This window comes from Allobosea sp., from assembly GCF_030695125.1.
Lineage (GTDB): Bacteria > Pseudomonadota > Alphaproteobacteria > Rhizobiales > Beijerinckiaceae > Allobosea.
Map to the genome: position 1 here is coordinate 67,814 of NZ_JAUYTP010000073.1, position 23,304 is coordinate 91,117.

Below are 23,304 nucleotides of genomic sequence, written 5' to 3' on the forward strand. Positions count from 1 at the left end.
GGCAATCGCAACTGGAGGCGTCGGTGCTGAACTCTTCGGGTCTTCCTAGCCGCCGCAGCCGCCCGAAGCGAGCCGGCCGCGTCGGCTCATTGCAGATACTGCTCGATGATCGTGCCGCCGAGGCGGTTGTTCTCGGTGATGAAGTCCTCGATGAATTCGTGCAGCCCGTGCTGGAAGACGTCATCGATGCTGGTGTTCGAGAGATTGGCGAGCGTCTTGCGCGCCTGGCGCTGGGCCGGGCCCTGGCGGCCATAGGAATCGCCGAGCAGATCGAGGAAGCGCGAGATGTTCTCGTAGCAGGCGGCCAGAGAACGCGGCATGCGCCGGTTGAGGATCAAGAGGTCGGCGATCAGCAGCGGCTTCACCGCCTCGCGATAGACCCAGTGATAGGCGGTGAGCGCGGAGACCTCGCGCAGCACGGTGGTCCACTGGAAATAGTCGAGCGACCCGCCGACCTGCTCGTTGGCCGGCAGCAGCACATGGTATTTCACGTCGAGGATGCGGGCGGTGTTGTCGGCGCGCTCGACATAGACGCCGAGCCTGGAGAACCAGTAGCCGTCGTCGCGCAGCATGGTGCGGTAAGCCGAGCCGTCGAAGACGAGCGAGACGTTCTTCACCCAGTCGAGGAAGCGGGCGAACTCCTCGCGGTCCATGCGCTTCTTCTCGAAGCGCTGCAGCTCCAGCCAGGCGCCGTTGAGCGCATCCCACATCTCCGAGGTCAGCGCCGTGCGGACGCCGCGCGCATTGGAGCGGGCGAGCGCGAGGCAGTTGCGGATCGAGGAGGGGTTGTCGGGGTTGAAGGTCAGGAAGTCGCAGACATTGCGCTCATTGGCCTCGCCATAGGCCTTGGCGAAGGCCTCGTCGCAGCCGGCGGTGGCGACCGCGCTCTGCCATTCGCTGCCAGCGCCGCCATAGGAGGAGGGCAGGTTCGACAGCCGCATCGTCGCGTCGAGGATGCGGGCGAGGTATTCCGCTCGCTCGACGTAGCGGGAGACCCAGTAGAGGCTGTCTGCGGTGCGCGAAAGCATAGTCAGATCGGGCCTTTTGGCGACGAGGCGGGACGTGTCCGTGGGACGGTGAAGCAGGGAACCTCCGCCGAGATCAGGCATCGAGCACCCAGGTATCTTTGGTGCCACCGCCCTGGCTGGAGTTGACGACGAGGGAGCCTTCCTTGAGGGCGACGCGGGTCAGGCCGCCGGGCACGCAGGAGATGCCGTTGGCGCCCGAGAGCACATAGGGCCGCAGATCGACATGGCGCGGCGCCACGCCCGACGCCACGAAGGTCGGGCAGGTCGAGAGCGCCAGCGTCGGCTGGGCGATGAAGCCTTCGGGGCTGGCCTTGAGCTTGCGGCGGAAGGTCTCGATCTGCGCCTTGTTGGCGTGGGGGCCGACGAGCATGCCGTAGCCGCCCGAGCCGTTGACCTCCTTGACGACGAGCTTGTCGAGATTGTCGAGCACATAGGCGTTGGCCTCGGGCTCGCGGCAGCGGAAGGTCGGCACGTTCTTCAGGATCGGCTCCTCGCCGGTGAAGAACCGGACGATCTCAGGCATGTAGCTGTAGACCGCTTTGTCGTCGGCGACGCCGGTGCCGACCGCGTTGGCGAGCGTGACGTTGCCGGCCTTGTAGGCGCCGATCAGCCCGGGCACGCCGAGCACCGAGTCGCTGCGGAAGACGAGCGGGTCGATGAAGTCGTCGTCGATGCGCCGGTAGATCACGTCGACGCGCTTGGGCCCCTGCGTCGTGCGCATATAGACCACGTCGTCCTTGACCAGAAGGTCCGAGCCTTCGACCAGCTCGACGCCGAGCTTGTCGGCCAGGAAGGAGTGCTCGTAGAAGGCCGAGTTGTACTGGCCCGGCGTCAGCAGGCAGATGTTGGGGTCGGCGGAGGAGGAGCGCGGCGCGACCGAGCGCAGCGTCGCCAGCAACTGGTCGGGATAGTTGTCGACCGGGGCGACCCGGTGCGTGGCGAAGAGCTCCGGGAAGAGCCGCAGCATCACCTCGCGGTTCTCCATCATGTAGGAGACGCCCGACGGGGTGCGGGCATTGTCCTCCAGCACGTAGAAGGTGTCGGCGTCGACGCGCACGATGTCGATGCCGGCGATATGGCAGTAGATGCCGTGCGGCACCTGGAAATCGACCATCTCGAGCTGGTAGCAGGCGTTGCGATAGACCAGATCGGCGGGAATGATGCCGGCCTTGATGCATTCCTTGGGGCCGTAGACATCGGCCAGGAACATGTTGAGCGCGGTGACGCGCTGGCGCAGCCCGGCTTCGAGCTTGGTCCATTCCGGCTTGGTCAGCACGCGCGGGATGATGTCGAAGGGAATCAGGCGCTCGGTCGATTCCTCGTCGCCATAGACGGCGAAGGTGATGCCGATGCGGCGGAAGAACAGTTCGGCCTGGCTGCGCCGCAACGCCAGCATCTCCGGCGGCGCTTCCTTCAGCCAGCGGTCCAGCGCCGTATAGGCCTGCCGGACATCGCCCCCCGTCCCCGTCATCTCATCGAACGCGACCATGCAGTCTTCTTTCCCCATTTTTATCAGCCTATGCGCATTCGCAGGCGTTCGGAAAGGGGGCTGATGGTCAGGGTTGCGCCGCGTGTTGCCCAATCCTTGCGCAAATCATGGGGGCGCTCAAACGAGCCTGTCCCGCCGGGAACAGCGCTCCTCGTCTCCGTTCCCTAGCGTCATGAAACCAGGCGGTTCGCAGGGTCGGGCAGGGACAACGACGATGGCAAAGATTCTCGATTTCGGTGACGATCAGATCTTCTTCACGGTGACGATGGGGGTGGGCCCAGGCCGCGCCAACAATCGCGACGACGTCACCCTGGTCCAATACTATCTCAACCTCTGGATCTCGCATGAGTCGGTTGCGGCCGAGCGCCGGCAGTTCGGCGAGAGAGCCAGGCAGCTTCTCGCGACCGACGGCATCATCGGGCCCAAGACGAAGGCGCGGATCAAGATGTTCGAGACGTGGATGAACGATATGCAGCCCTGGCCGCGCGGCGATGGCTGTATCGATCGCATGCCCAACGACAGGCCCGGTTTTCGGCGCGCCGACGGGAGCATCGGCACCTGCATGATCTTTTACCTCAACGAATATGTGGTGGAGTTCTACGAGCCGGTTTACGGCAATCTCCTGAACCTGACCCGCCGCCCGGATTATCCGCCGCGCCTGCGTTCGCTGGTCAATCGCTATTCCGCCCGCGTCGCCTGACGACCAGCGCCGCCCGAGGGGCGGCGAAGGCGGGGCCTAGATCAGCCCCAGCCCGCGGAAGCTCGCATGGCCGTCGCGCCCGACGATGACGTGGTCATGGATCGCGACGCCCAGGGGCTTAGCGATATCAACGAGTTCGCGGGTCATCTTCACGTCGGCGCCCGAGGGCGTCGGGTCCCCCGAAGGATGGTTGTGGACCAGGATGACGGCCGAGGCCGAGAGCTCGAGGGCCCGCCGCACGACCTCGCGGGGGTAGACGGGCGTGTGATCGACGGTGCCGGTCTGCTGGACCTCGTCGGCGATCACGGCGTTCTTCTTGTCGAGAAAGAGGATGCGGAACTGCTCGCGCTCGGCGAAGGCCATGGTGGTGCGGCAATAGTCGAGCACCGACGACCAGGACGACAGGACGGTGCGTTTGGCGACGGCGCCGCGGGCCATGCGCTGCAGCGCGGCCTCGACGATCTTGAGATCGAGCGCGACGCCCTCGCCGACGCCCTTGACCTCCGTCAGCCGCGCGGCCGGCGCGCCGAGGACCTCGGCGAAGGAGCCGAAGCGCGCGATCAGTTCCTTGGCGAGCGGCTTGACGTCCCGCTGCGGGATCGAGCGGAACAGCAGTAATTCCAGCAGTTCGTAGTCGGGCAGGGTGGCGGACCCGGCCTCCTGGAAGCGGCTGCGCAGCCGCTCCCTGTGGCCGCGGTAATGCGGGGTATCCGCAGCCGCGCCGGTGGTTGGAGCGGGCGAGACAGGCCGCAACGAGCGATCCTGACCGGCGCCCGCCTTGCCGGTCATGGCGCCGCGAGCGGGTTATCGCGTCCGGCGGGCGAGAGCGTGAAGATCTCGCAGCCCGTCTCGGTGACGCCGATCGTGTGCTCGAACTGGGCCGAGAGCGAGCGGTCCCGCGTCACGGCGGTCCAGCCGTCGGAGAGCACCTTCACGCCGGGTTTGCCGAGATTGATCATCGGCTCGATGGTGAAGATCATGCCGGGCTTCAGCGGCGGGCCTTCGCCCGGCGAGCCGTAATGCAGGATGTTGGGCGCGTCGTGGAAGTTGCGGCCGACGCCGTGGCCGCAGAAATCCCGCACCACCGAGCAGCGCTCGGCCTCGGCATAGCGCTGGATCGCGAATCCGATATCGCCGGTGGTCGCGCCGGCGCGCACCGCCTTGATGCCGCGCAGCAGGCTCTCATAGGTGATCTCGATCAGCCGCTCGGCCTTTCGCGGGATCTCGCCGACGCCGTACATCCGGCTCGAATCGCCATGCCAGCCATCGACGATCAGCGTGTAGTCGATGTTCATGATGTCGCCCTCGCGCAAGGGCTTGTCGTCGGGGATGCCGTGGCAGACGACATGGTTGATCGAGGTGCAGATCGACTTGGTGTAGCCGCGGTAAAACAGGGTCGCAGGGTAGGCGCCGTTGTCCCTGGCGAACTGGAAGGCGAGATCGTCGAGGCGCTGGGTGGTGACGCCGGGCTTCACATAGTCCCCGAGCATATCGAGGCCCTCGGCCGTCAGCCGGCCGGCCTTGTGCATCGCCGCGAATGCTTCTGCGCCGTGGATCTTGATGGCGGGCTCGCGCATGCGGGTCCGTCCCAGGCTCTCGTCGAAGGTCATTGCGACGTCGATCTCATGGCTGCGGTCGTCTCCAGTCGATGCGGTCGTATCGGGGCAGGGCGAGCGGCCACCGGCGGCCTTATCCATTGGGTCCGGGCCCGGTGCAAGGCACGATGCTCGGCTCGATCCGCCCCAGGGCGCCCGAAATCGCCGGCGCGATGAGGGTGATCGTCCGGCTGGCGCCGAGCCGCGACCGGGTGTACAGGCGGGCGACATGGCCATCATCGAACAATCACAGGCGGAGGACAAGCCTTACGGCGCCTTCGCACCGGGGCGGCGGCTCGCACGCCTCATCGCCTGGACGCGCTGCGCTTCCGACAGCTTCCTGGGCCGCAAACTCGCCTATGCGCTGCGCCGGATCGGCCTGCGCTCGCTGGCGGGCCGCCCGGTCGACATCGAATCGCTGGGCGCCCGGATGCGGCTCTATCCGGACGGCAATGTCTGCGAGAAGCGCGTCCTGTTCACGCCGCAGTATTTCGACCTGCTGGAGCGCGATCTGCTCGCCCAGCGCCTGCGCGAGGGGTTCCGCTTCATCGATATCGGCGCCAATATCGGCGCGTATTCCCTGTTCGTCGCGGCCAAGGCGGGGCCGAGCGCACGGATCGTCGCCGTCGAGCCGCAGCCCGAGGTGTTCGCGCGGCTTGCCTTCAACATCGCGCAGAACCCGTTCGGCACGATCAAGGCGGTCGCCTGCGCGCTGGCCGACAAGCCGGGCGAACTCACGCTGTTCATCGACCCGACCAATCGCGGCGAATCGAGCGTGCGGATCCTGCGCTCCAGTACCGGCAGCACGGTGCGGGTGCCGGCGATGACGCTGCTCGCGCTGGTCCAGAACGAGGGCTATGAGCGGCTCGATGCGATCAAGCTCGATGTCGAGGGCGCCGAGGATCTGATCCTGGAGCCGTTCCTGCGCGACGCGCCCCAGAGCCTGTGGCCGGGACTGATCATCGTCGAGGATTCGCGCCAGCGCTGGCAGAGCGACCTCGCGGCGCTGCTGGTGCAGAGCGGCTACACCCTGGTGGCGCAGACCCGGCTCAACCTGGTCTATGAGCGCAAAGCGCCGTCGGCCTGACACGCAGGCGCGGCGTTCACGGCGCTTGAGCCGGCGCGGGCAAACCCCTAGCTAGACAGACGCGGCGAGCCCTGCGCGCCGCGCCAGCCAGGAGCCGGGAATGACCGCAAGCGACACGACATCCTCCCCGGCGAGCGTCACTGCCGCGATCCTCGTCATCGGCGACGAGATCCTCTCGGGCCGGACCAAGGACAAGAACATCGGCTATATCGCCGAGTATCTGACCAATATCGGCATCGAGTTGCGCCAGGTCCGGATCGTGCCCGATATCGAGGAGGAGATCGTCGCGGCGCTGAACGCCCTGCGCAGCCGCTACACCTATGTCTTCACGACCGGCGGCATCGGCCCCACCCATGACGACATCACTGCCGATTCGGTGGCGGCTGCCTTCGGCGTCTCGATCGACCACGATCCGCGCGCCATCGCGATGCTGGCCGAGCGCTTCCCGCCCGACCAGCTCAACGAGGCGCGGCTGCGGATGGCGCGGATTCCCGCCGGGGCCGATCTCATCGCCAATTCGGTGTCGAAGGCGCCAGGCTTCAACATCGGCAATGTCTATGTGATGGCGGGCGTGCCCTCGATCATGCAGGCCATGCTCGACGTCGTCGCGCCGACGCTGCAGACCGGGGTGAAGATTCTGTCCGACACGGTCCGCGCCGGCCTGCGCGAGGGCGATATCGGCACGGCGCTGGCCGAGGTCGCAAAAGCCCATCCGGGCGTCTCGATCGGCTCTTATCCATTCTTCTCGGAGACGGGGCCGGACACCAATGTCGTGGTGCGCTCGCGCGATCCCGTCGCGCTGGCGACCGCGATGGAGGCCGTGAAGGCGATGATCGCGGCCGAGCAGGCGAAGCTGAGCGCCTGACGCAAGGGCTTTTGCGGGGACGAGCGGTGCGTCGCCTCTTGCCAGCGGCGCGCCGATAGGGTTTTGCCACGGGCTGAAGGGCAATTCGCCCCGCACCGATCCGGAGCCTCCGCGCCATGGCCGAGCCGACCTCCAACAAGGCTTTCCCCGTTTCCTGGGACCAGTTCCACCGTGACGCGCGGGCGCTCGCCTGGCGGCTGGCGGAGAAGGGGCCGTTCGAGGCGATCGTCTGCATCACCCGCGGCGGGCTGGTGCCGGCGGCGATCATCTGCCGCGAACTCGGCCTGCGTCTGATCGAGACCGTCTGCGTCGCCAGCTATCACGACTACAAGAACCAGACCGAGCTCAAGGTGCTCAAGGACGTCGCGCCCTCGATCAAGGCGATCGGCGACGGCAAGGGCCGGGGCGTGCTCGTCGTCGACGACCTCACCGACACCGGCAAGACGGCCCGCGTCGTGCGCGAGATGCTGCCGAACGCGCATTTCGCCACGGTCTACGCCAAGCCCGCCGGCGTGCCCACCGTCGACACCTTCGTCACCGAGGTCAGCCAGGACACCTGGATCTATTTTCCCTGGGATATGGGGCTGGCTTATGTCGAGCCCATCGCCAAGGATCACAAGGGCTGAGGATCACAAGGGCCGAGGGCGGGCCGGCCGCCACCGTCACGAGGAGATCGCGATGAGCGACGCAGCGACGGAGCGGCCCAACCGCATTCCCTGGCCACCCTTGCTCTATGGCGGGGCGATCCTGATCGCGATGGCGCTGCAGAGGCTGCTGCCGCTGCCGTATCCTGCGCCCGACGGCGCGCTTGCGGGCTGGCTCGGCCCCCTGGGCTGGGCGCTGCTGGCGGTCGGCGCCGGCTTCGACCTCTCCGCGATGGCGACGATGGCAAGGGCGCGGGCCAACATCCTGCCGCATCGCGCCGCGACCGCGCTGGTCGAGAGCGGGCCCTTCGCGATCAGCCGCAACCCGATCTATTTCGGCAACACCCTGATGATGGTCGGGGCCGGCCTCGGCTTCGGCAATCTCTGGCTGATCGTGACCGGGCTCGTCGCCGCATTCCTGGTCCTGAAGCTCGCCATCGCGCGCGAGGAGCGCCATCTCGAGGCGCTGTTCGGGCCGGCCTGGCTGGCCTATCGCGGCCTGGTGCGCCGCTGGATCGGCCGGCACTGACGCGTCTGCCTATCGCGCCCGCAGCGCGACGCTCATGCCGGCGATCACCAGCACCATCCCGGCGATCTCGACCGGGGAGGGATATTCGCCGAGCAGCAGGATCGCGGCGAGCGCGGTGACGACCGGGTTGAGCGGCAGGAACAGCGTCGCGCGCCCGGCGCCCAGCAATTCGACCGATTTGGTGTAGAGAAACAGCGCGCCGACGCCGACCAGCGCGCCCTGATAGAGCGCCTGCAGCGCGATCGCCGACCAGGCGACCTCGCCGAGCCGGATCGGCATGGTCGCCGCGAACACCGGCAGGATCAGCAGCGAGAGCAGGCAGGTCGCGATGGTGACGTCGATGGCGTCCGTCCGCCAGCGCAGCGCCAGAAGCCCGAAGACCGACCACATCACCGCATTGGCGACGAAGAAGAGATCGCCGATCCAGGCGTTGGCCCCCGCGCCCGATTCCCCGAAGGCCTGCCAGCCGAAGGCACCGATGCCGGCCAGCACCAGCGCGAGGCCGAGCAGCCGCAGCGGCCCCGGCCTCTCGCCCAGCACGAGGAAGGCCAGCGCCACCGTCATCACCGGGATCAGGCCGGGCACGATCACCGAGGCGTGCAGCGCCGGGGCGAAGGTCGCGCCGCCGACGAGGACGAGGGCATAGGGCGCGCCCGCGAGCGCGGTCAGGATCAGCGCCCGCCGCCAGCCGAGCGCGCCGACCGGAAAGGGCCGCATCCGCCGCCGCGCGAGCGGCAGAAGGATCAGCGATGCCACGACGAAGCGCAGGATGGTGACGTCCGCCGCGCTCAGCCCATCCGCCACCGACTGGCGTGAGACCACGGACTGCACGCCCCAGATCAGGCTGGTCAGCAGGCCGCAGCCGATGCCGAGCCAGAGGCGTCGGCGCGCGAGCGCGGCGGCGGGGGAGGCGAGGTCTGTCACGAGGGGCTTTCGCAAGGCACGGGGCCGGAGAACGGCTCCGGCTGTGCCCGCTCCTATGCGGGCGCGGTCGCCGCCGGGCAAGGGGCGCCAGCAGTGACGCAACCCTGCGCCCCGCGCGGTCTACCCCGCCAGGAAGCGCTCGGCCGCGCCGTGCAGCACCTCGATCCCGAGCGCGAGATCCTCGTCCTTCGTGTCCTCGGTCCAGTGATGCGAGATGCCGCCGATCGAGGGCACGAACAGCATCGAGGCCGGCATTGTGCGGGCGATGACCTGCGCGTCATGGCCGGCGCCGGACGGCATGGTCTGCCAGGCGCCGGGCGCGAGCGCCTCGGCGGCGTCGGAGAGGGCCTGCATCATCGCGGGGTCGCAGAGCGCCGGCACCGCCTTCGAGACGGAGGACAGCGTGATCCTGCAGCGCTCGCGGCGGTTGGCCTCCTGCACCAGCGACCTGAGCCCCGCCTCCAGCCGCTCCAGCACCGCCACCGAGACGTCGCGGAACTGGAACAGGATCTCGGCCCGGCCGGGAATGATATTGGGCGCGTCGGGCTCGAGCCGGAAGCGGCCGGTGGTCCAGGTCGTGCGCTCGCCGACGAGACGCGGGAACTCGGCGTCGATGGCCGCGAGCAGCCTGACCGCGCTCAAGCCCGCATCCCGGCGCTCGGCCATGGTGGTGCCGCCGGCATGGTCCTGCTGGCCCTCGACGACGATGCGCCACTGCCAGATCGCGACGATGCCGGTGACGACGCCAAGCCGCAGGCCCGCCTCTTCGAGCTGCGTGCCCTGCTCGATATGCATCTCGTAATAGCCCTTGTAGCGGCCGATCTCGAGCTGCCGTCGCGGCAGGCCCTCGAGTCCGGCGGCGCGCAGGGCCTCGCGCAGCGGCGTGCCGTCGGTGCGGTTGCGGGCGCCGTCGATCGCCTCCTCGGTCAGATCGCCGATCATCGAGCGGCTGCCGGGCAGGCTGAGGCTGAAATGGCCCTCCTCGTCGGCGAAGGCGCAGACATCGACCGGCAGGCCTGCCCGGGCGAGCGCGATGCCGGCGACGACGCCGAGCGCGCCGTCGAGCCAGCCGGCCTCGTTCTGCGATTCGATATGGCTGCCGACGAGCAGATGCGGGCCGGGGCCGGGATGGCGGCCATAGACATTGCCGATGCCGTCGATCGAGGCCTCCAGCCCGCATTCGGTCAGCTTGGCCATCAGCCAGCGGCGCGCCTCCATGTCCTGCGGGGAATAGGTCGGGCGGTGGACGCCGGTCTTGAAGGTGCCGATGCCGCGCAGCTCATAGAGATCACGCAGGAAGGCTTCAGTGTCGACGGCAGGCATGGCGGGCTCGCTTTCGGGCAGGCGGGGCGGCGCGGGGTGTTTCAGGCTCAGGCGGGCGGCTGCTGGCCGACCGCGCCGGCGAAATCGGCGACGGTCGAGACCCAGCCGAAGAAGGTCTCGATGTTGTAGAGCGCGGCCTTCTGGGCGAAGTCTGGCCCGGCCGCATGGGTGGCGTCTTCCAGCACGACGCTGAAATATTCGAGATGGAAGGCGTCGCGCAGCGAGGATTCGACGCAGACATTGGTGGCAATGCCGGTGAAGACGAGATTGCGGATGCCGCGCGCCCGCAACAGGCTGTCGATGTTGGTGTTGAAGAAGACGCTGTAGCGCGGCTTGGGTACGACGAGATCGCCCGGTTGCGGGGTCAGCGCATCGACGATGGCATAGTCCCAGCCGCCCTTTGCGAGCAGCTTGCCGTCGAGTTCGGGCTTGCGGCGCATCGTCTTCAGCGCGTTCGACTTGTGCCAGTTCGGCGAGCCCGGGCCGCCCGCCTCGCGATACTCCGCATCCCAGCCATTTTGCAGGAAAATCACCGGGATGCCGGCCTTGCGGGCCGCCTCCGCCGCCAGCGCGACCTGCCGGATCACGGCCGGCGTGCCGGCGATGTCGAAGCCGGCGAGGTCGATATAGCCGCCCGGCGAGGCATAGGCGTTCTGCATGTCGACGATGATCAGCGCGGTGCGGCCCGGATCGAGGCGCAGCGGTTCGGGCCGCGCCGGCAGGACGATTGAAGCGGCAGTCGTGTCAGGCTCGGGCAGACCTGCGGCGGACAAGGCGTGCATCGGCATCTCCGGCAAGGCATGGACGGGGCGCGGGCGAGCATCGCATGCCGGGCGGGACCGGCAAGACGGGCGGGCGTTGCCAGCAAGAGCTATGCCGTGCCGCCTTGCGCGCCCGTGCGGTTCCGGTCTGAAACGGGCCGGTCTGAAATTTGCCTCGGCCGATTCCGGGAGGGCTGCGCGATGAATGACGGCGTCGAGAACGTGATCGGGGACGAGGCGGCTCTGGCCGCGCGGCTGCTTGAGGAGATCGCCCAGGCGCGGGGCGACGCACGCGAGGACCCGTTCGGCAACCCGGTCCTGCGCGTGACGCTGTGGCTGACGCGGCGGATGGACCGTGGCGAGCTCGACGTCGAGGCGGCCTGCGGGCTCGTGCGGCGGCTGGGGCGGGAGGCGCTGCGCCAGCGCGCCGGGCGGCTGGCGGCCTATGTCGGGCTGGCGGGCGACGGCGAGGCCGCCTTCGCCGCGCTCGCCGGCACGCTCGTCGAGGCTGCGTCCGGCGCGGCCGATCCGCTGGCGGCCTATCGCGACGCCGTCGAGCGGCTGCGCTTTGCGGCCGTCTTCACGGCGCATCCGACCTTCGGCATGAGCCGCAAGCTCGCCCATGCGCTCGCCGCGCAGGCCAGCGGGGAGGCGGCTGGCGAGGCGGTAATCGACGATGCGGCGCTGTCCTTCCGGCCCGACGGGCGGATCACGCTACAGGACGAGTTCGAGCAGGCGCGCTATGCCGTGCGCCATGCCCGCGACGCGATCGACCGCCTGAACGCCGCGCTGCTGCGGGCGGCGCAGGGGCTCGCGCCCGAGCGCTGGCACGAACTGGCGCCGTGTCCGGTGATCCTCGCCTCCTGGGTCGGCTGCGACACGGATGGGCGCACCGATATCGGCTGGTGGGACACGCTGCGCTACCGGCTGGAATCGAAGCAGGGCCAGTTCGCGCGCATCCTGGAGAAGCTGCCGGCTGTGCCGGCAACCGCTGCTGTGCGCGCGCTGGTCGGCACGGCGCTGGCGGCGGTCGAGCGGCAGTTGGCGCTGGCGCCGCCGATCACGACGCAGCCCGCTCTGCCGGCGCTGCAGGCCTTCGCGCTGGCGCTGGTCAACGAGCGCGAGGCGGCGCTGCCCGAAGCATCGCGCCTGATCGCGGCGCTGGACGAGGCCATCGCGCTGTCTGCCGACGACGACACGACGATGGCGCTCTGCCTTGTCAGGGCCGGCTGCGTCGCCCATGGCGTCTCGATCGCGCTGCCGCATTTCCGGCTCAACGCCTCTCAGCTCCACAACGCCATGCGCGGCGTGATCCCGCTCGACGAGGAGCCGACGCAACCGGCGCAGCGGCGCGCCTTTCTCTCGGCGGTGAACGGTCTGCTGGCGAAGGTCGCGCCCATCGCGGTCGATTTCGGCGCGCTGGCGGCCGAGCGCGCCTCGGCGACGCGCATGCTGATGACGATCGCGCAGATCGTGAAGCATGTGGATGGCACCAAGGCGGTGCGGTTTCTCGTGGCCGAGACCGAGACCGGTTACACGCTGCTCTGTGCGCTCTGGCTCGCCAGCCGCTTCGGCATCGCCGACCGCGTCGAGATCTCGCCGCTGTTCGAGACGGAAGACGCGCTGGAGCAGGGGCCGCGCATCATCGACGAGGCGCTGCGCAGCCCGTATTTCCGTGCCTATCTCAAGCGCCATGGCCGCTTCTGCGTCCAGTTCGGCTATTCCGATTCCGGCCGCTATATCGGGCAGGTCGCCGCGACCTTCTGGATCGAGCGGCTGCGCATCCGGATCTGCGAGCTGCTGCGCCGCTACGATCTCGCCGAGGTCGAGCTGGTGATTTTCGACACCCATGGCGAATCCGCCGGGCGGGGCGCTCATCCCGGCAGCCTCGCCGACCGGCTCGCCTATCTCGAACCCGCCTGGGCGCGCGCCGCCTTCGCCAAGGCCGGCCTGCGGACGGTGCGCGAGACCAGCTTTCAGGGCAGCGACGGCTATCTGATGTTCGGCACGCCACAGCTGGCGGCGGCGACCGTCGGGCGCATCGCGGAGGCGGTGCTGGTGCCGGTGGCCGACGATGTCGCCGACCCGATCTATGACGAGCCCGACTTCGCCAGCGAGTTCTTCCAGACCGTGCGCGAGGAGATGACGACGCTGGTCGACGACCCCGGCTATGCCGCGCTGATCGGCACTTTCGGCCCCTCGCTGCTCGACAAGACCGGCTCGCGCCCGGCCGCGCGCCAGAGCGATGCCGGCGGGCCGACGCGCATCCGCCATCCGCGCGAACTGCGCGCCATTCCCAACAACGCGATCCTGCAGCAGCTCGGCTGGCTCGCCAACAGCGTCCACGGCATCGGCCAGGCGGCGGCGCGGGCGCCCGACCTGTTCAACGCGATGCGCGAGCGCTCCGACCGCTTCGACCGGGCCTATCGCCTGGCGGAGCACGCGCTCGCCGCGAGCGATCTCGACGTGCTGCGCGCCTATCTCGACTCGCTCGACCCCGGCAGCTGGTTCGACCGGGCGCGCCGCACCATGCGCGAGGGACGGCGAGACGAGTTGCTGGCCGTCGGCGAGGCGCTGTCGCGGCTCGATCTCGCGCCTTCGCTGCGCAGCCTGTTCTGGCGGCTGTCCTCGGATGCGCTGAAGCTGAAGGCGGCGGCGCCGGACGTTCCGGAGATGCCGGCGCGGCTGGTGGCGCTGCATGCGCTCCGGCTGGCGGCGATGCACGGCATCTGGCTGCGCGCCAGCCATATCCCGGATTTCCGGCCCCATGCCGGTATCACCCGCGAGGTGTTGGTCGAGCGGCTTCTGCGGCTCGACGTGCCCGCCAGCCTCGCCTTGCTGGCCGACATCTTCCCGCTGCGGCCCGACCCCACCATCGGGCTCGATTTCGGCGAGCCGCCAGGGCCGCGCGAAACCGGCACCTATGAGGCGCTGCACCGCGACGTGATCGCGCCGATGCAGGCGCTGTTCGAGCTGCTGCGCGAGATCTCGGGTGCCATCCAGCACGAGATCGGCGCGTTTGGGTGATGGGCGGGGGGCTTTCACTCAGGATTTCATTGCAACCCGGCGCGCGTGGCTTAGTTAGGAAGCCAAGAGGAAACGCCAGCCGGGAGCCGAGCCAAGCATGGCCGACACCGATCGAGATTTGCCCGTCTTCGATGAAGCCGGCGCGCGCATCACCCTGTTTTCGGCGCTGCTGCAGGCGGTGTCCCGCCATGGCAAGGCCCGGATCGCGCTGGAGGACCCCGAGCGCAAGCCGCTGAGCTATGGCAACCTCGTGCTCGGTGCGCTGGTTCTGGGCCGCAAGCTGGCCGCCCTGACGCAGGAGCGCGAGCATGTCGGCATGCTCCTGCCCAATGTGCAGGCGATGGCGGTGACCTTCTTCGGGCTGACCGCCTTCGGGCGCGTTCCCGCGCTTCTGAATTTCACCGCCGGCGTCAAGAATCTGCGCGCGGCCGGCGAACTCGCCGAGTTGAAGGTCATCGTCACCTCGCGGCGCTTCGTCGAGCAGGCCAAGCTCGACGACGAGCTGGAGGCGCTCGGCGAGGGCCGGCGGATTGTCTATCTCGAGGATGTCCGCAAAGAGATCACCAGCCTCGACAAGGCGATCGGCGCGCTGTCGAGCCTCGTTCCCGGCTTCGTGCATCGCCGTTACGCCGCTCCGTCGGACGACCCCGCCGTGCTGCTGTTCACCTCCGGCACCGAGGGCAAGCCCAAGGGCGTCGCGCTGAGCCACGCCAATCTGGTGTCCAATGCGCGCCAGATCTTCGCGCTCGCGGCGGGCTTTCTGTCCGAGCGCGACATCGTCATGAACCCGCTGCCGGCGTTCCACTCCTTCGGGCTGACGGCGGGCATGCTGATGCCGCTCCTGTCGGGCATGAAGGTCGTGCTCTATCCGAGCCCGCTGCACTACAAGCAGGTGCCGAAGCTGATCGGCGAGACCGGCTGCACCTTCCTGTTCGCCACCGATACCTTCCTGCAAGGCTATGCGCGCGCTGCCGACCCCACCGACCTCAAGAGCGTGCGCTATGTGGTGGCCGGGGCCGAGCGGGTGAAGCCCGAGACGCGGCGGATGTGGGAGCCCTACGGCACCACGATCCTGGAGGGCTATGGCTGCACGGAATGCTCGCCGGTTCTGGCCTGCAACACGCCGATCGCGACGCGCGATGGCAGCGTCGGGCGGCTGCTGCCCGACATCGAGGCGCGGCTGGAGCCCGTCGAGGGCATCCATGAAGGCGGCAAGCTCTGCGTGCGCGGGCCCAACATCATGGCCGGCTATCTCAGCGTCGACCGGCCGGGCGTCATCGTCCCGCCCGAGGGCGGCTGGCACGATACCGGCGACATCGTCACGCTCGACGATGGTTTCGTCGTCATCAAGGGCCGGGCCAAGCGCTTCGCCAAGCTCGGCGGCGAAATGGTCTCGCTGGCGGCGGTCGAATCGATGATCTCCGGGCTGTGGCCCGACCAGAACCATGTCGTCGTGGCGCTGCCCGATGCCCGCAAGGGCGAGCAGCTCGTGCTCGTCACCGAGAAGCCCAATGCCGAGCGCAGCGTGCTGCAGGAGACGGCGAAGGCGCAGGGGTTTCCCGAGCTCTGGGTGCCGCGCGCCATCCTGGTGACGAACTCGATCCCCGTGCTCGGCAGCGGCAAGATCGACTATGCCGCGACGCTCGAACTCGCCCGGTCGCGGCGCTCGCTGCTGTAAAGCCATAATCGTGATGATGTTGCAGCGCATGATCACGATCCCAGCCGCTTCGCTCCTTGCGGGACTGCGCGCCGCCACGCTGGCGCCCGCCCTGTTCTTCGCCATCCCCGCCGATCTCGCGGCGCAGGGGCCGGGCGCGGCCCAGGGCGCCGTCTATGAGCGGCGCGACGAATGTGTCGAGGCCGGGCGCCTGACGCCGCAGCAATGCGAGTTCGCCTATCGCAATGCGCGCGCCGAGTTCGAACAGAGCGCACCGCGCTTCGCGACGCGGGCCCTGTGCGAGCGCGCCCACAAGCGCTGCGGCGCGCAGATGATCGCAGCCGGCGGCTGGGACAGCTTCGGCAAGGGCGGTGCGACCTATGTGCCGCGCTTCATCGGCGTGCGCGTGACCGGCGAAGGGGCTGCGCGCCGCGCCTGGCCGGTGATCGAGGGCGGCGGCCGCGCACCCTTCGCCGGACGGACCGTCAGCGAGCTTCAGGACAGGGTCGCCGGCCGGCAGGGCACGGTCGGGCTGGCGGCGTCGCGCGGGCAAGGTCACGGCCAGGGCGCGCAGCCGGGTGGCGCGCCTTACGTCAAGCGCGGCGACCGCGACGACACGGTGCCCGTGCCGATGCAGAAAAAGGCGATCGGCTCCGACGTGGCGCCGGGCCTCTATGTCGATCCCGACGGCGTCGAATGGTACAAGCCGGCGCGGCGCAACTGAGCGTCTCGCCGTTGATCCGCCGCAGCGCTTGCGCGACGGCCCCCGCGCCGCTACCGCTCTCCTCAGGCGGACGTGGCGAAACTGGTAGACGCAAGAGACTTAAAATCTCTCAGCCGCAAGGCTATGCGGGTTCGATCCCCGCCGTCCGCACCAAAGGCGCCAGCTTGCTCCATGGCTCGGGAGAAGCGCCAGCGCTGCGTCACGCGCTATGTGTCCTGCCGGTCAGATAAAGTGTGTTGCACTTCTTTCACGGTGTGGGACACTTCGGTGTTGAGGAGTGCCGCCGTGAAGCCACAGGGCCAGATGACGCTGACACTGACCCCCGAGCTCGAACAGTTCGTTCGAGACGAGGCTAAGCGCGGAGCGTTCGCATCCAACAGCGAATATGTCCGCACGTTGGTGCGTGAGCGCTATCTCAAGGAGAGCGAGCGCGCCGCCAGGCTCGAAGCGCTCGACACCGCGCTCGCTCGCGGTATCGCCGATGCGGAAGCCGGTCGGGTCGTGCCTCTCGACGAAGCGTTCCGGCGCCTGCGCGACGAACTGAAGCTGTCATCGGAAAGCGCATAATCGTGCAGGTCGTCCTGACCGAGGCGGCGATGGCTGACCTCATCGGGATCGGGCGCGACATTGCGCAAGACAATCCGGTTCGCGCCGCAACCTTCGTCGATGAACTCTACGAATCCTGCCAACGCCTTGCCGGCACACCGCGAGCCTACCCCCTGCTGCCCAAATGGGAGGCGTCGGGCGTGCGGCGCCGCGTCCACGGCAACTATCTGATCTTCTACCGGATCCGCGACGATGTCATCGAGGTGATCCATGTTCTGCATGGAGCCCGCGATTACGAGCGCATCCTTTTCCCGGGGGACTGACAGGGCAAAGCACCCGATTGCAGTTGCCCGGGTCTACATGCGCCCCAGCACCACCGTCAGATTGTTCGCCGGCATCTCGATCACCCTCGGCGCTGCGAAACCCGCCTGCGCCGCCAGCGCGGCAACCTCGTCGAGGTCGCGCAGGCCCCAGTCGGGGTTGCGTTCGCGCAGGCTGTCGTCGAAGGCGGCGTTGCCGGGTTCGAGCGGGCGGCCGGGGCGGCGGAAGGGGCCGTAGAGGATCAGCTTCGCGCCGGCCGGGAGCAGGGCGCCGGCGCCGCGCAGGAGGCCCTGCGTCGCCGCCCAGGGCGCAATGTGGATCATGTTGATGCAGAGGATCGCGTCCGGCGCGCCTGCTGGCGCCAAACGGGCCGGCCAGTCCGGCGCGGCGGCGTCGATCTGCAGCGGCGGCAGGATGGTGGGGGCGCCGCTCTGCGCGACCCAGGCCGCGATGCTGGCCAGCGCCTCGGGGCTCGGATCGCTCGGCTGGAAGGTCAGCGCGGGCAGGGCCTGGGCGAAATGCACGACATGCTCGCCCGAGCCGCTGGCGATCTCCAGCACCGTGCCGCGGGCCGGGAGTTCTGCCTGCAGCATCGCCAGGATGGCGTCGCGGTTGCGGGCGACGGCGGGCGCGTGCAGGCGACGATCCTCCTGCGGCGTCTGCACCGAAGGCTCCCAGGGCATGGGTTTGTGATCGGACATCGGCGGCTCCCGTGGAATCTTTCCCGCGCCCCATCGCAAAGGGGCCATCATCGGCTATAAGGGCACTCGAAGCGATCCGCCGCCAAGCGCGGTTTCGCATGGCACGGACTGGTTTTGTTAACCGAGATATTGATCGTCGTGGCCCTGACCGTGATCAACGGTCTCCTCGCCATGTCTGAACTCGCCGTCGTCTCGTCCCGCCCGGCCAGGCTCAGGGTTCTCAGCGACCAAGGCAACAAGGGCGCGACCACCGCGATCCGGCTGGCCGACAATCCCGGCCGCTTCCTCTCCACCGTGCAGATCGGGATCACGCTGGTCGGCGTGCTGTCGGGCGCTTTCTCGGGCGCCACGCTCGGCGCGCGGCTGTCGGCCTGGCTCTCGGAACAGGGCTTCTCGCAGGTCGTCGCCGATGGTTTCGGCGTCGGCCTCGTCGTCGTCGGCATCACCTATCTCTCGCTGATCATCGGCGAACTCGTGCCCAAGCAGATCGCGCTGCGCGATCCCGAGCGTGTGGCGGCGCGGGTGGCGCCCACCATGTCGCTGATCGCCAAGGTCGGCGCGCCTTTGGTCTTCCTGCTCGATATTTCGGGGCGGGCGGTGCTCGCTTTGCTCGGCCAGAAGGGCGAGCCCGAGGAGAAGGTCACCGAGGAGGAGGTCCGCACCATCATCGCCGAGGCCGAGACGGCCGGCGTGCTCGAGCGCGACGAGCGCGAGATGATCACCGGCGTGATGCGGCTGGCCGACCGGTCGGCGCGGGCGCTGATGACGCCGCGCCGCGAGGTCGAGGTCATCGACCTGACCGACAGCGCCGACGAGATCCGCGCGCAGCTGCGCGCCACGCGGCGCTCGCGCCTGCCGGTCCAGGACGGCGAGTCGGATTCGATCATCGGCGTCGTCGTGGTCAAGGAATTGATCGACTTCCTCTCCGATGGCGGCACGCACGAGCTGCGCGGGCTGGTTAGCGAAGCCCCCGTCGTGATGGACACCGCCGGCGCGCTGCAGGTGCTGCGCGAGATCCGGGCCTCGCGCGTGCATATGGCGCTGGTCTTCGACGAGTACGGGCATTTCGAGGGCATCATCACGCCCGGCGACGTGTTGGAGGCGATCATCGGCGCCTTCCAGGAAGAGGAGCAGGACGAACCGCCGATCGTCACCCGCGCCGACGGATCCTGGCTGGTTGCCGGCTGGATGCAGGTCGACGAGTTCTCGCATGAGCTCGGCATCCACATCCCGCGCGATGCCGATTTCCAGACGGTCGCCGGCTTCATCCTGGCCGAGCTGAACCACCTTCCCGTGGTCGGCGAGGTCTTCGAGAAGGGCCATTGGCGCTACGAGGTCGTCGATCTCGACGGCCGCCGGATCGACAAGATCCTGGTCAGCCGCATCGACTGATGCTGTCTTCCGCGGTTTGACGGAGGGCGGTAGGACATGGTTTAAGGCCTTCAGGGGTTCACCGCGACGACCCCGTGAGGCTTCGGCCCAAGGCTCGCGTCCAATATCCTCAGCTTCAGGATGGACGCCCATGTCTTCCAACATCTCGATCAGCGCTGCCCAGTTGTCGAAGCTCGTCGGCCTGCCCGATGCGCCCGTCATCATCGATGTCCGGATTCCCGAGGATGTCGCGGCCGATCCTCGCCTGCTGCCGGGGTCGGAGAGGCGGTCTCATGCCGATGTCGCGGTCTGGGCCGATGCTTATGCCGGGCGCCGCGTCGTCGTGTCGTGCCAGCGCGGCCTGAAGCTCAGCGAGGGCGTCGCGGCCTGGCTGCGCCACAACGGCATCGCCGCCGAGAATCTCGCGGGCGGCTTCGAGGCCTGGCGCGACGCGGACGGCCTCCTGCTGCGCAGCGAGACACTGCCGCCGCGCGATGCCGCCGGCCGCACCGTCTGGGTCACCAGGACGCGGCCAAAGGTCGACCGGATCGCCTGCCCCTGGCTGATCCGGCGTTTCGTCGATCGCGACGCCGTGTTCCTGTTCGTCTCGCCCGCGGAGGTCGCGGCTGTGGCCGAGCGCTTCGCGGCGACGCCCTTCGACATCGACGGGGTGTTCTGGAGCCATCGGGGCGAGCGCTGCACCTTCGACGTCATGATCGACGAGTTCGGGCTCGCCACCCCGGCGCTCGACCGGCTCGCCGCGATCGTGCGCGCGGCCGACACCGCCACCCTGGAGAGCGTGCCCGAGGCCGCTGGCTTCCTGGCCGCCTCGCTGGGACTGTCGCGGATGTTCAGGGATGACCTGGCGCAGCTGGACGCCGGCATGCTGCTTTACGACGCGTTCTACCGGTGGTGCCGGGATGCCAGCGAGGAAACCCATCACTGGCCCGCCGGGGCCGTTGCCGCCAAAGGGCCGACATTGTGACCTCCCTCCCGCCTGTCAACGACGCCGAGATTCGTCCCGCGCTGCCGACGCTGGCGCAGGCCACCCGCGTCTGGGCCCGTATCGGCCTGCTCTCCTTCGGCGGGCCGGCGGGGCAGATCGCCCTGATGCACAAGGAACTCGTCGAGGAGCGGCGCTGGATCGGCGAGGCGCGTTTCCTGCACGCGCTGAACTACTGCATGCTGCTGCCCGGCCCCGAGGCGCAGCAACTCGCCGTCTATATCGGCTGGCTGATGCACCGCACGATCGGCGGGCTGATCGCCGGGTTGCTCTTCATCCTGCCCGGCGCGGTGGTGATGCTCGGCTTGAGCATCCTCTATGTGCTCTATCGCGAGGTGCCGCTCGTCGACGGGCTGTTCTTCGGGATCAAGGCCGCGGTGCTAGCCGTCGTCGTCGAGGCGGGGCTGCGGATCAGCCGGCGGGCGCTGAAGAACCGGGCGATGGGGGCGATCGCGGTCGCCGCCTTCGTGGCGATCTTCCTGTTCAAGGCGCCGTTCCCGGCTATCATCCTGGCGGCGGGCCTGATCGGCTGGGCCGGCCATCGGCTGAGCCCGGCGGTCTTCGGCGCGCAGGCCGGCCATGGCGCGGCGGGGACCGAGGTCACCGGCATCGTCGATGTCCTGTTCGCACGCGGCGAGCTCACCCATGTCCGCCCCTCGACAGGCAGGGCGTTCCGGACCCTGGCGCTCTGGCTGCCGCTCTGGCTGGCGCCCGTCGCGCTGCTCTGGCTCTGGAGCGGGGGCGACAGCGTCTGGACGCAGATCGGCCGCTTCTTCAGCACGATGGCGGTGGTCACCTTCGGCGGTGCCTATGCCGTGCTGGCCTATGTCGCGCAGGCGGCGGTCGAGACCTATGGCTGGCTGCAGGCCGGCGAGATGATCGACGGGCTCGGCCTGGCCGAGACGACGCCGGGCCCCTTGATCCTGGTCCTGCAATTCGTCGGCTTTCTCGCCGGGTTCCGGGCGCCGGGCGCTTTGCCGCCGCTGCTGGCGGGCGGCCTAGGGGCGCTGCTGACGCTCTGGGTCACCTTCGCCCCGTGCTTTTTGTGGATCTTCCTCGGCGGGCCCTATGTCGAGGCGCTGCGCGGCAACCGGGCGCTGTCGGCGGCGCTGGGCGCGATCACGGCGGCCGTCGTCGGCGTGATCATGAACCTTGCGCTCTGGTTCGGGCTGCATGTGATGTTTCGCGAGCTGCGGCCAGTGGCCTTTCTCGGCCTGGCGCCGGACTGGCCGGTCTGGGCCTCGCTCGACTGGCGGGCCGCGCTGCTCTGCGCCGGTGCCATGGTCGCCATGCTGCGGTTCAAGCTGGGGATGATCCCCACGCTCGCGATCTGCGCGGCGGCGGGCGTCGTGCTGACGCGGCTGGCGCCCTGACGCCGGCGATCAGCGGCGCGGCGGGTCGCCCTGGTCGATGATGCGATATTCGGCGTCGATGATCTCGGCGGGACCGGCCTGGCGTCCCTGCGGCGGGAACGGGCCGGGCTGGCCGAAGCCGGCCGCCTTCATCCGGGCGCGCAGGCGCCAGACCGCGATCGTACCGACGATCGCGACGACCGGGATCAGGATCAGCGCGAGGCTGGCGGCCACCAGGAACAGCACGACGCCGACCACGAGGCTGCCCGCCATCGCCAGCCAGGCGGCCCAGCGCGGCATGCGGGCGGTGCGGCCGGACAGCTGTTCGTGGAGATTGACGCGGATCATGTCGCTTTCATATCCATGCGGAGTGATGCGAAGCTAGTGACGAATTGCGGCGAAGGCGAGATGACCAAGGGTCGGGCCGGGAGGCCGGTTCAGGCATCGCGCCACTGGTAGAGCCAGCCGTAGCGGCGGCTCAGCCCGTCTCCGCCCAGCCGCCGCAAGGCGAGATCGCGCCCGATGCTGAGCGGCCAGCCGAGATGGAAGGTCCGGCCATTGCTGCGGCTGGCCTCCTGCACGCGCGCGACGCGGGCCGCGCGCGTGGTCGCGTAAGCGGCCATCGCGGCGGGGACGCCGCGCGCGCCCTCCGCCTCCAGGGCCTGCGCGAGGAGGCGCGCCAGAACGGCCGCATCCTCGATCGCGAGCGAGGCCCCCTGCGCCAGGAAGGGCAGGACGGGATGGGCCGCATCGCCCAGAAGCGCGATCCGGCCGCGCGCCATCGCCGCCGGCTTGCGATCGAACAGCGACCAGACCTGCCAGCCGCTCGCCGCGGCGGACAGCGCGCGCAGGTCCGGCGAGGCGCCCGCGACATGCTGCGCCAGCACGGCGGCATCGCCCTCGCGCGTCCAGCCCTCGCGCGCCTCGCTCGCCCGTCGGACGATGACGAGATTGGTCTGGTGCCCGGCGGCGACCGGATAATGCACGGCATGGCGACCCGGGCCGAGATGGAGGTTGACGCGCGGCGTGCCGGTCGCTCTTGCCGGCGCCAGCGCGCGCCAGGCCTCGAAGCCGGTGAATACCGGGGGCGAGGCGTCGCCGCTCAGGTCGCGCACGCGGGACCAGAGGCCGTCGGCGCCGATGAGCCCCAGGCCATGGAAGCTCTCCCACTGGCCGTTCTGGCCGGTCAGCGTCGTCGAGACGCCGGTCTCGTCCTGCGTGATCTCGTCGACGCCGCGGCCGATGACGAGGCGGATATTGGGCATGGCGCGGGCCGCATCGAGCAGGACCGTATGCAGGTCGTTGCGCTTGAGCGCGCGGTAGGGCGTTGTCAGCCGCTCGGGATGCGACGGCATCTCGAGCAGCGCGCGGCCATCGTTCCAGCGGCGGATGACGAGGCCATGCGAACTGACGGCGACGCGCTTGAGCGGCAGGGTCAGGTCGAGACCATCGAGCACGCGGCCGGAATTGGGGCTGATCTGGAGGCCGGCGCCAAGTTCGCCGAAGCCGGTGCGCTTCTCGATAACAGTCGCGGCGATGCCGCGCCGCGCCAGAGACAGCGCCATCGTCAGCCCGCCGATGCCGGCACCGACGATCAGGAAATGGGGAGAAGAGACCAAAACGAGGCTTTCGCAACCGAATCAGGATGGGCGCGTCC

23 protein-coding genes and 1 tRNA gene are annotated in these 23,304 nt (G+C 69.1%); 14 read left to right on the forward strand and 10 right to left on the reverse strand.

The window, feature by feature from the left end:
• Window positions 1-86 precede the first annotated feature (86 nt).
• Both Q8S38_RS21575 and Q8S38_RS21580 read right to left on the reverse strand, forming a co-directional pair.
• Window positions 87-1,028 carry an alpha-E domain-containing protein gene (locus Q8S38_RS21575; RefSeq protein WP_305682400.1) on the reverse strand — a complete coding sequence of 314 codons (942 nt, stop codon included), beginning with the start codon at window positions 1,026-1,028 and terminating at the stop codon, window positions 87-89.
• A 73-nt stretch (window positions 1,029-1,101) separates the two neighbouring features.
• The gene (locus Q8S38_RS21580; RefSeq protein ID WP_305682401.1) at window positions 1,102-2,517 is read right to left on the reverse strand and encodes a circularly permuted type 2 ATP-grasp protein; all 1,416 of its coding nucleotides are present in this window, start codon (window positions 2,515-2,517) and stop codon (window positions 1,102-1,104) included.
• 214 nt (window positions 2,518-2,731) lie between these two features.
• On the opposite strand from Q8S38_RS21580, the gene Q8S38_RS21585 reads away from it, so the two are divergent.
• Window positions 2,732-3,217, forward strand: a complete 486-nt coding sequence (locus Q8S38_RS21585; RefSeq protein ID WP_305682402.1) for a hypothetical protein — start codon at window positions 2,732-2,734, stop codon at window positions 3,215-3,217.
• A 36-nt stretch (window positions 3,218-3,253) separates the two neighbouring features.
• Here Q8S38_RS21585 and radC read toward each other — a convergent pair whose 3' ends face one another.
• On the reverse strand, window positions 3,254-4,006 hold the full coding sequence (radC, locus tag Q8S38_RS21590) for a RadC family protein (RefSeq protein ID WP_371125941.1): 753 nt from the start codon (window positions 4,004-4,006) through the stop codon (window positions 3,254-3,256).
• Window positions 4,003-4,827, reverse strand: coding sequence for a type I methionyl aminopeptidase (gene map / locus Q8S38_RS21595; RefSeq protein ID WP_305682509.1), 825 nt, complete (start codon window positions 4,825-4,827; stop codon window positions 4,003-4,005). The genes radC and map overlap by 4 nt, the downstream gene beginning before the upstream one ends.
• 214 nt (window positions 4,828-5,041) lie before the next feature.
• On the opposite strand from map, the gene Q8S38_RS21600 reads away from it, so the two are divergent.
• The 4 genes from Q8S38_RS21600 (at window position 5,042) to Q8S38_RS21615 (ending at window position 7,937) form a co-directional block, all read left to right on the forward strand.
• Window positions 5,042-5,899: an FkbM family methyltransferase gene (locus Q8S38_RS21600; RefSeq protein WP_305682404.1), complete on the forward strand. Its 858-nt coding sequence runs from the start codon at window positions 5,042-5,044 to the stop codon at window positions 5,897-5,899.
• 100 nt (window positions 5,900-5,999) lie between these two features.
• Window positions 6,000-6,764 carry a competence/damage-inducible protein A gene (locus tag Q8S38_RS21605; RefSeq protein ID WP_305682405.1) on the forward strand — a complete coding sequence of 255 codons (765 nt, stop codon included), beginning with the start codon at window positions 6,000-6,002 and terminating at the stop codon, window positions 6,762-6,764.
• Between the two features lie 116 nt (window positions 6,765-6,880).
• Window positions 6,881-7,390, forward strand: a complete 510-nt coding sequence (gene gpt, locus Q8S38_RS21610) for a xanthine phosphoribosyltransferase (RefSeq protein ID WP_291826491.1) — start codon at window positions 6,881-6,883, stop codon at window positions 7,388-7,390.
• Window positions 7,391-7,442: 52 nt separating this feature from the next.
• Window positions 7,443-7,937 (forward strand): methyltransferase family protein, encoded by a 495-nt coding sequence (locus Q8S38_RS21615; RefSeq protein ID WP_305682406.1) that lies wholly within the window; start codon window positions 7,443-7,445, stop codon window positions 7,935-7,937.
• 9 nt (window positions 7,938-7,946) lie between these two features.
• Here Q8S38_RS21615 and Q8S38_RS21620 read toward each other — a convergent pair whose 3' ends face one another.
• The 3 genes from Q8S38_RS21620 to rutB all read right to left on the reverse strand — a co-directional run bounded on the left by Q8S38_RS21620 (window position 7,947) and on the right by rutB (window position 10,966).
• On the reverse strand, window positions 7,947-8,861 hold the full coding sequence (locus tag Q8S38_RS21620) for a DMT family transporter (protein WP_305682407.1): 915 nt from the start codon (window positions 8,859-8,861) through the stop codon (window positions 7,947-7,949).
• A 120-nt stretch (window positions 8,862-8,981) separates the two neighbouring features.
• Window positions 8,982-10,184, reverse strand: coding sequence for a Zn-dependent hydrolase (locus Q8S38_RS21625; RefSeq protein WP_305682408.1), 1,203 nt, complete (start codon window positions 10,182-10,184; stop codon window positions 8,982-8,984).
• A gap of 47 nt (window positions 10,185-10,231) precedes the next feature.
• Window positions 10,232-10,966 (reverse strand): pyrimidine utilization protein B, encoded by a 735-nt coding sequence (rutB, locus tag Q8S38_RS21630; protein WP_305682409.1) that lies wholly within the window; start codon window positions 10,964-10,966, stop codon window positions 10,232-10,234.
• 180 nt (window positions 10,967-11,146) lie between these two features.
• On the opposite strand from rutB, the gene Q8S38_RS21635 reads away from it, so the two are divergent.
• From Q8S38_RS21635 to Q8S38_RS21660, 6 genes are all read left to right on the forward strand, one after another.
• Window positions 11,147-13,972 carry a phosphoenolpyruvate carboxylase gene (locus Q8S38_RS21635; RefSeq protein ID WP_305682410.1) on the forward strand — a complete coding sequence of 942 codons (2,826 nt, stop codon included), beginning with the start codon at window positions 11,147-11,149 and terminating at the stop codon, window positions 13,970-13,972.
• Between the two features lie 97 nt (window positions 13,973-14,069).
• Window positions 14,070-15,650, forward strand: a complete 1,581-nt coding sequence (locus Q8S38_RS21640; RefSeq protein ID WP_305682411.1) for an AMP-binding protein — start codon at window positions 14,070-14,072, stop codon at window positions 15,648-15,650.
• A gap of 28 nt (window positions 15,651-15,678) precedes the next feature.
• A complete protein-coding gene (locus tag Q8S38_RS21645; RefSeq protein ID WP_305682412.1) occupies window positions 15,679-16,353 on the forward strand; it encodes a DUF1190 domain-containing protein in 675 nt (224 codons plus the stop codon).
• A 66-nt stretch (window positions 16,354-16,419) separates the two neighbouring features.
• Window positions 16,420-16,506: transfer RNA gene (locus Q8S38_RS21650), tRNA-Leu, on the forward strand.
• A gap of 150 nt (window positions 16,507-16,656) precedes the next feature.
• A complete protein-coding gene (locus Q8S38_RS21655) occupies window positions 16,657-16,920 on the forward strand; it encodes a type II toxin-antitoxin system ParD family antitoxin (protein ID WP_305682413.1) in 264 nt (87 codons plus the stop codon).
• A gap of 2 nt (window positions 16,921-16,922) precedes the next feature.
• Window positions 16,923-17,222, forward strand: a complete 300-nt coding sequence (locus Q8S38_RS21660) for a type II toxin-antitoxin system RelE/ParE family toxin (RefSeq protein ID WP_305682414.1) — start codon at window positions 16,923-16,925, stop codon at window positions 17,220-17,222.
• Window positions 17,223-17,255: 33 nt separating this feature from the next.
• Here the strand turns inward: Q8S38_RS21660 and Q8S38_RS21665 are convergent, their stop codons facing one another.
• Window positions 17,256-17,921: a DUF938 domain-containing protein gene (locus Q8S38_RS21665; RefSeq protein WP_305682415.1), complete on the reverse strand. Its 666-nt coding sequence runs from the start codon at window positions 17,919-17,921 to the stop codon at window positions 17,256-17,258.
• A gap of 129 nt (window positions 17,922-18,050) precedes the next feature.
• Between Q8S38_RS21665 and Q8S38_RS21670 the strand changes: the two genes are divergently transcribed.
• From Q8S38_RS21670 to chrA, 3 genes are all read left to right on the forward strand, one after another.
• Complete coding sequence (locus Q8S38_RS21670) at window positions 18,051-19,313, forward strand: hemolysin family protein (RefSeq protein ID WP_305682510.1); 1,263 nt, start codon at window positions 18,051-18,053, stop codon at window positions 19,311-19,313.
• 130 nt (window positions 19,314-19,443) lie between these two features.
• Window positions 19,444-20,277 (forward strand): sulfurtransferase/chromate resistance protein, encoded by an 834-nt coding sequence (locus Q8S38_RS21675; protein WP_305682416.1) that lies wholly within the window; start codon window positions 19,444-19,446, stop codon window positions 20,275-20,277.
• Entirely contained in the window at window positions 20,274-21,668 is a 1,395-nt protein-coding gene (gene chrA, locus Q8S38_RS21680) for a chromate efflux transporter (RefSeq protein ID WP_305682417.1), read from the forward strand. Before Q8S38_RS21675 ends, chrA begins: the two co-directional genes overlap by 4 nt.
• 9 nt (window positions 21,669-21,677) lie before the next feature.
• Here chrA and Q8S38_RS21685 read toward each other — a convergent pair whose 3' ends face one another.
• Together Q8S38_RS21685 and Q8S38_RS21690 are read right to left on the reverse strand one after the other, a co-directional pair.
• Window positions 21,678-21,995 (reverse strand): hypothetical protein, encoded by a 318-nt coding sequence (locus Q8S38_RS21685; RefSeq protein WP_305682418.1) that lies wholly within the window; start codon window positions 21,993-21,995, stop codon window positions 21,678-21,680.
• A gap of 89 nt (window positions 21,996-22,084) precedes the next feature.
• On the reverse strand, window positions 22,085-23,266 hold the full coding sequence (locus Q8S38_RS21690; protein ID WP_305682419.1) for an FAD-dependent monooxygenase: 1,182 nt from the start codon (window positions 23,264-23,266) through the stop codon (window positions 22,085-22,087).
• Window positions 23,267-23,304: the final 38 nt, after the last annotated feature.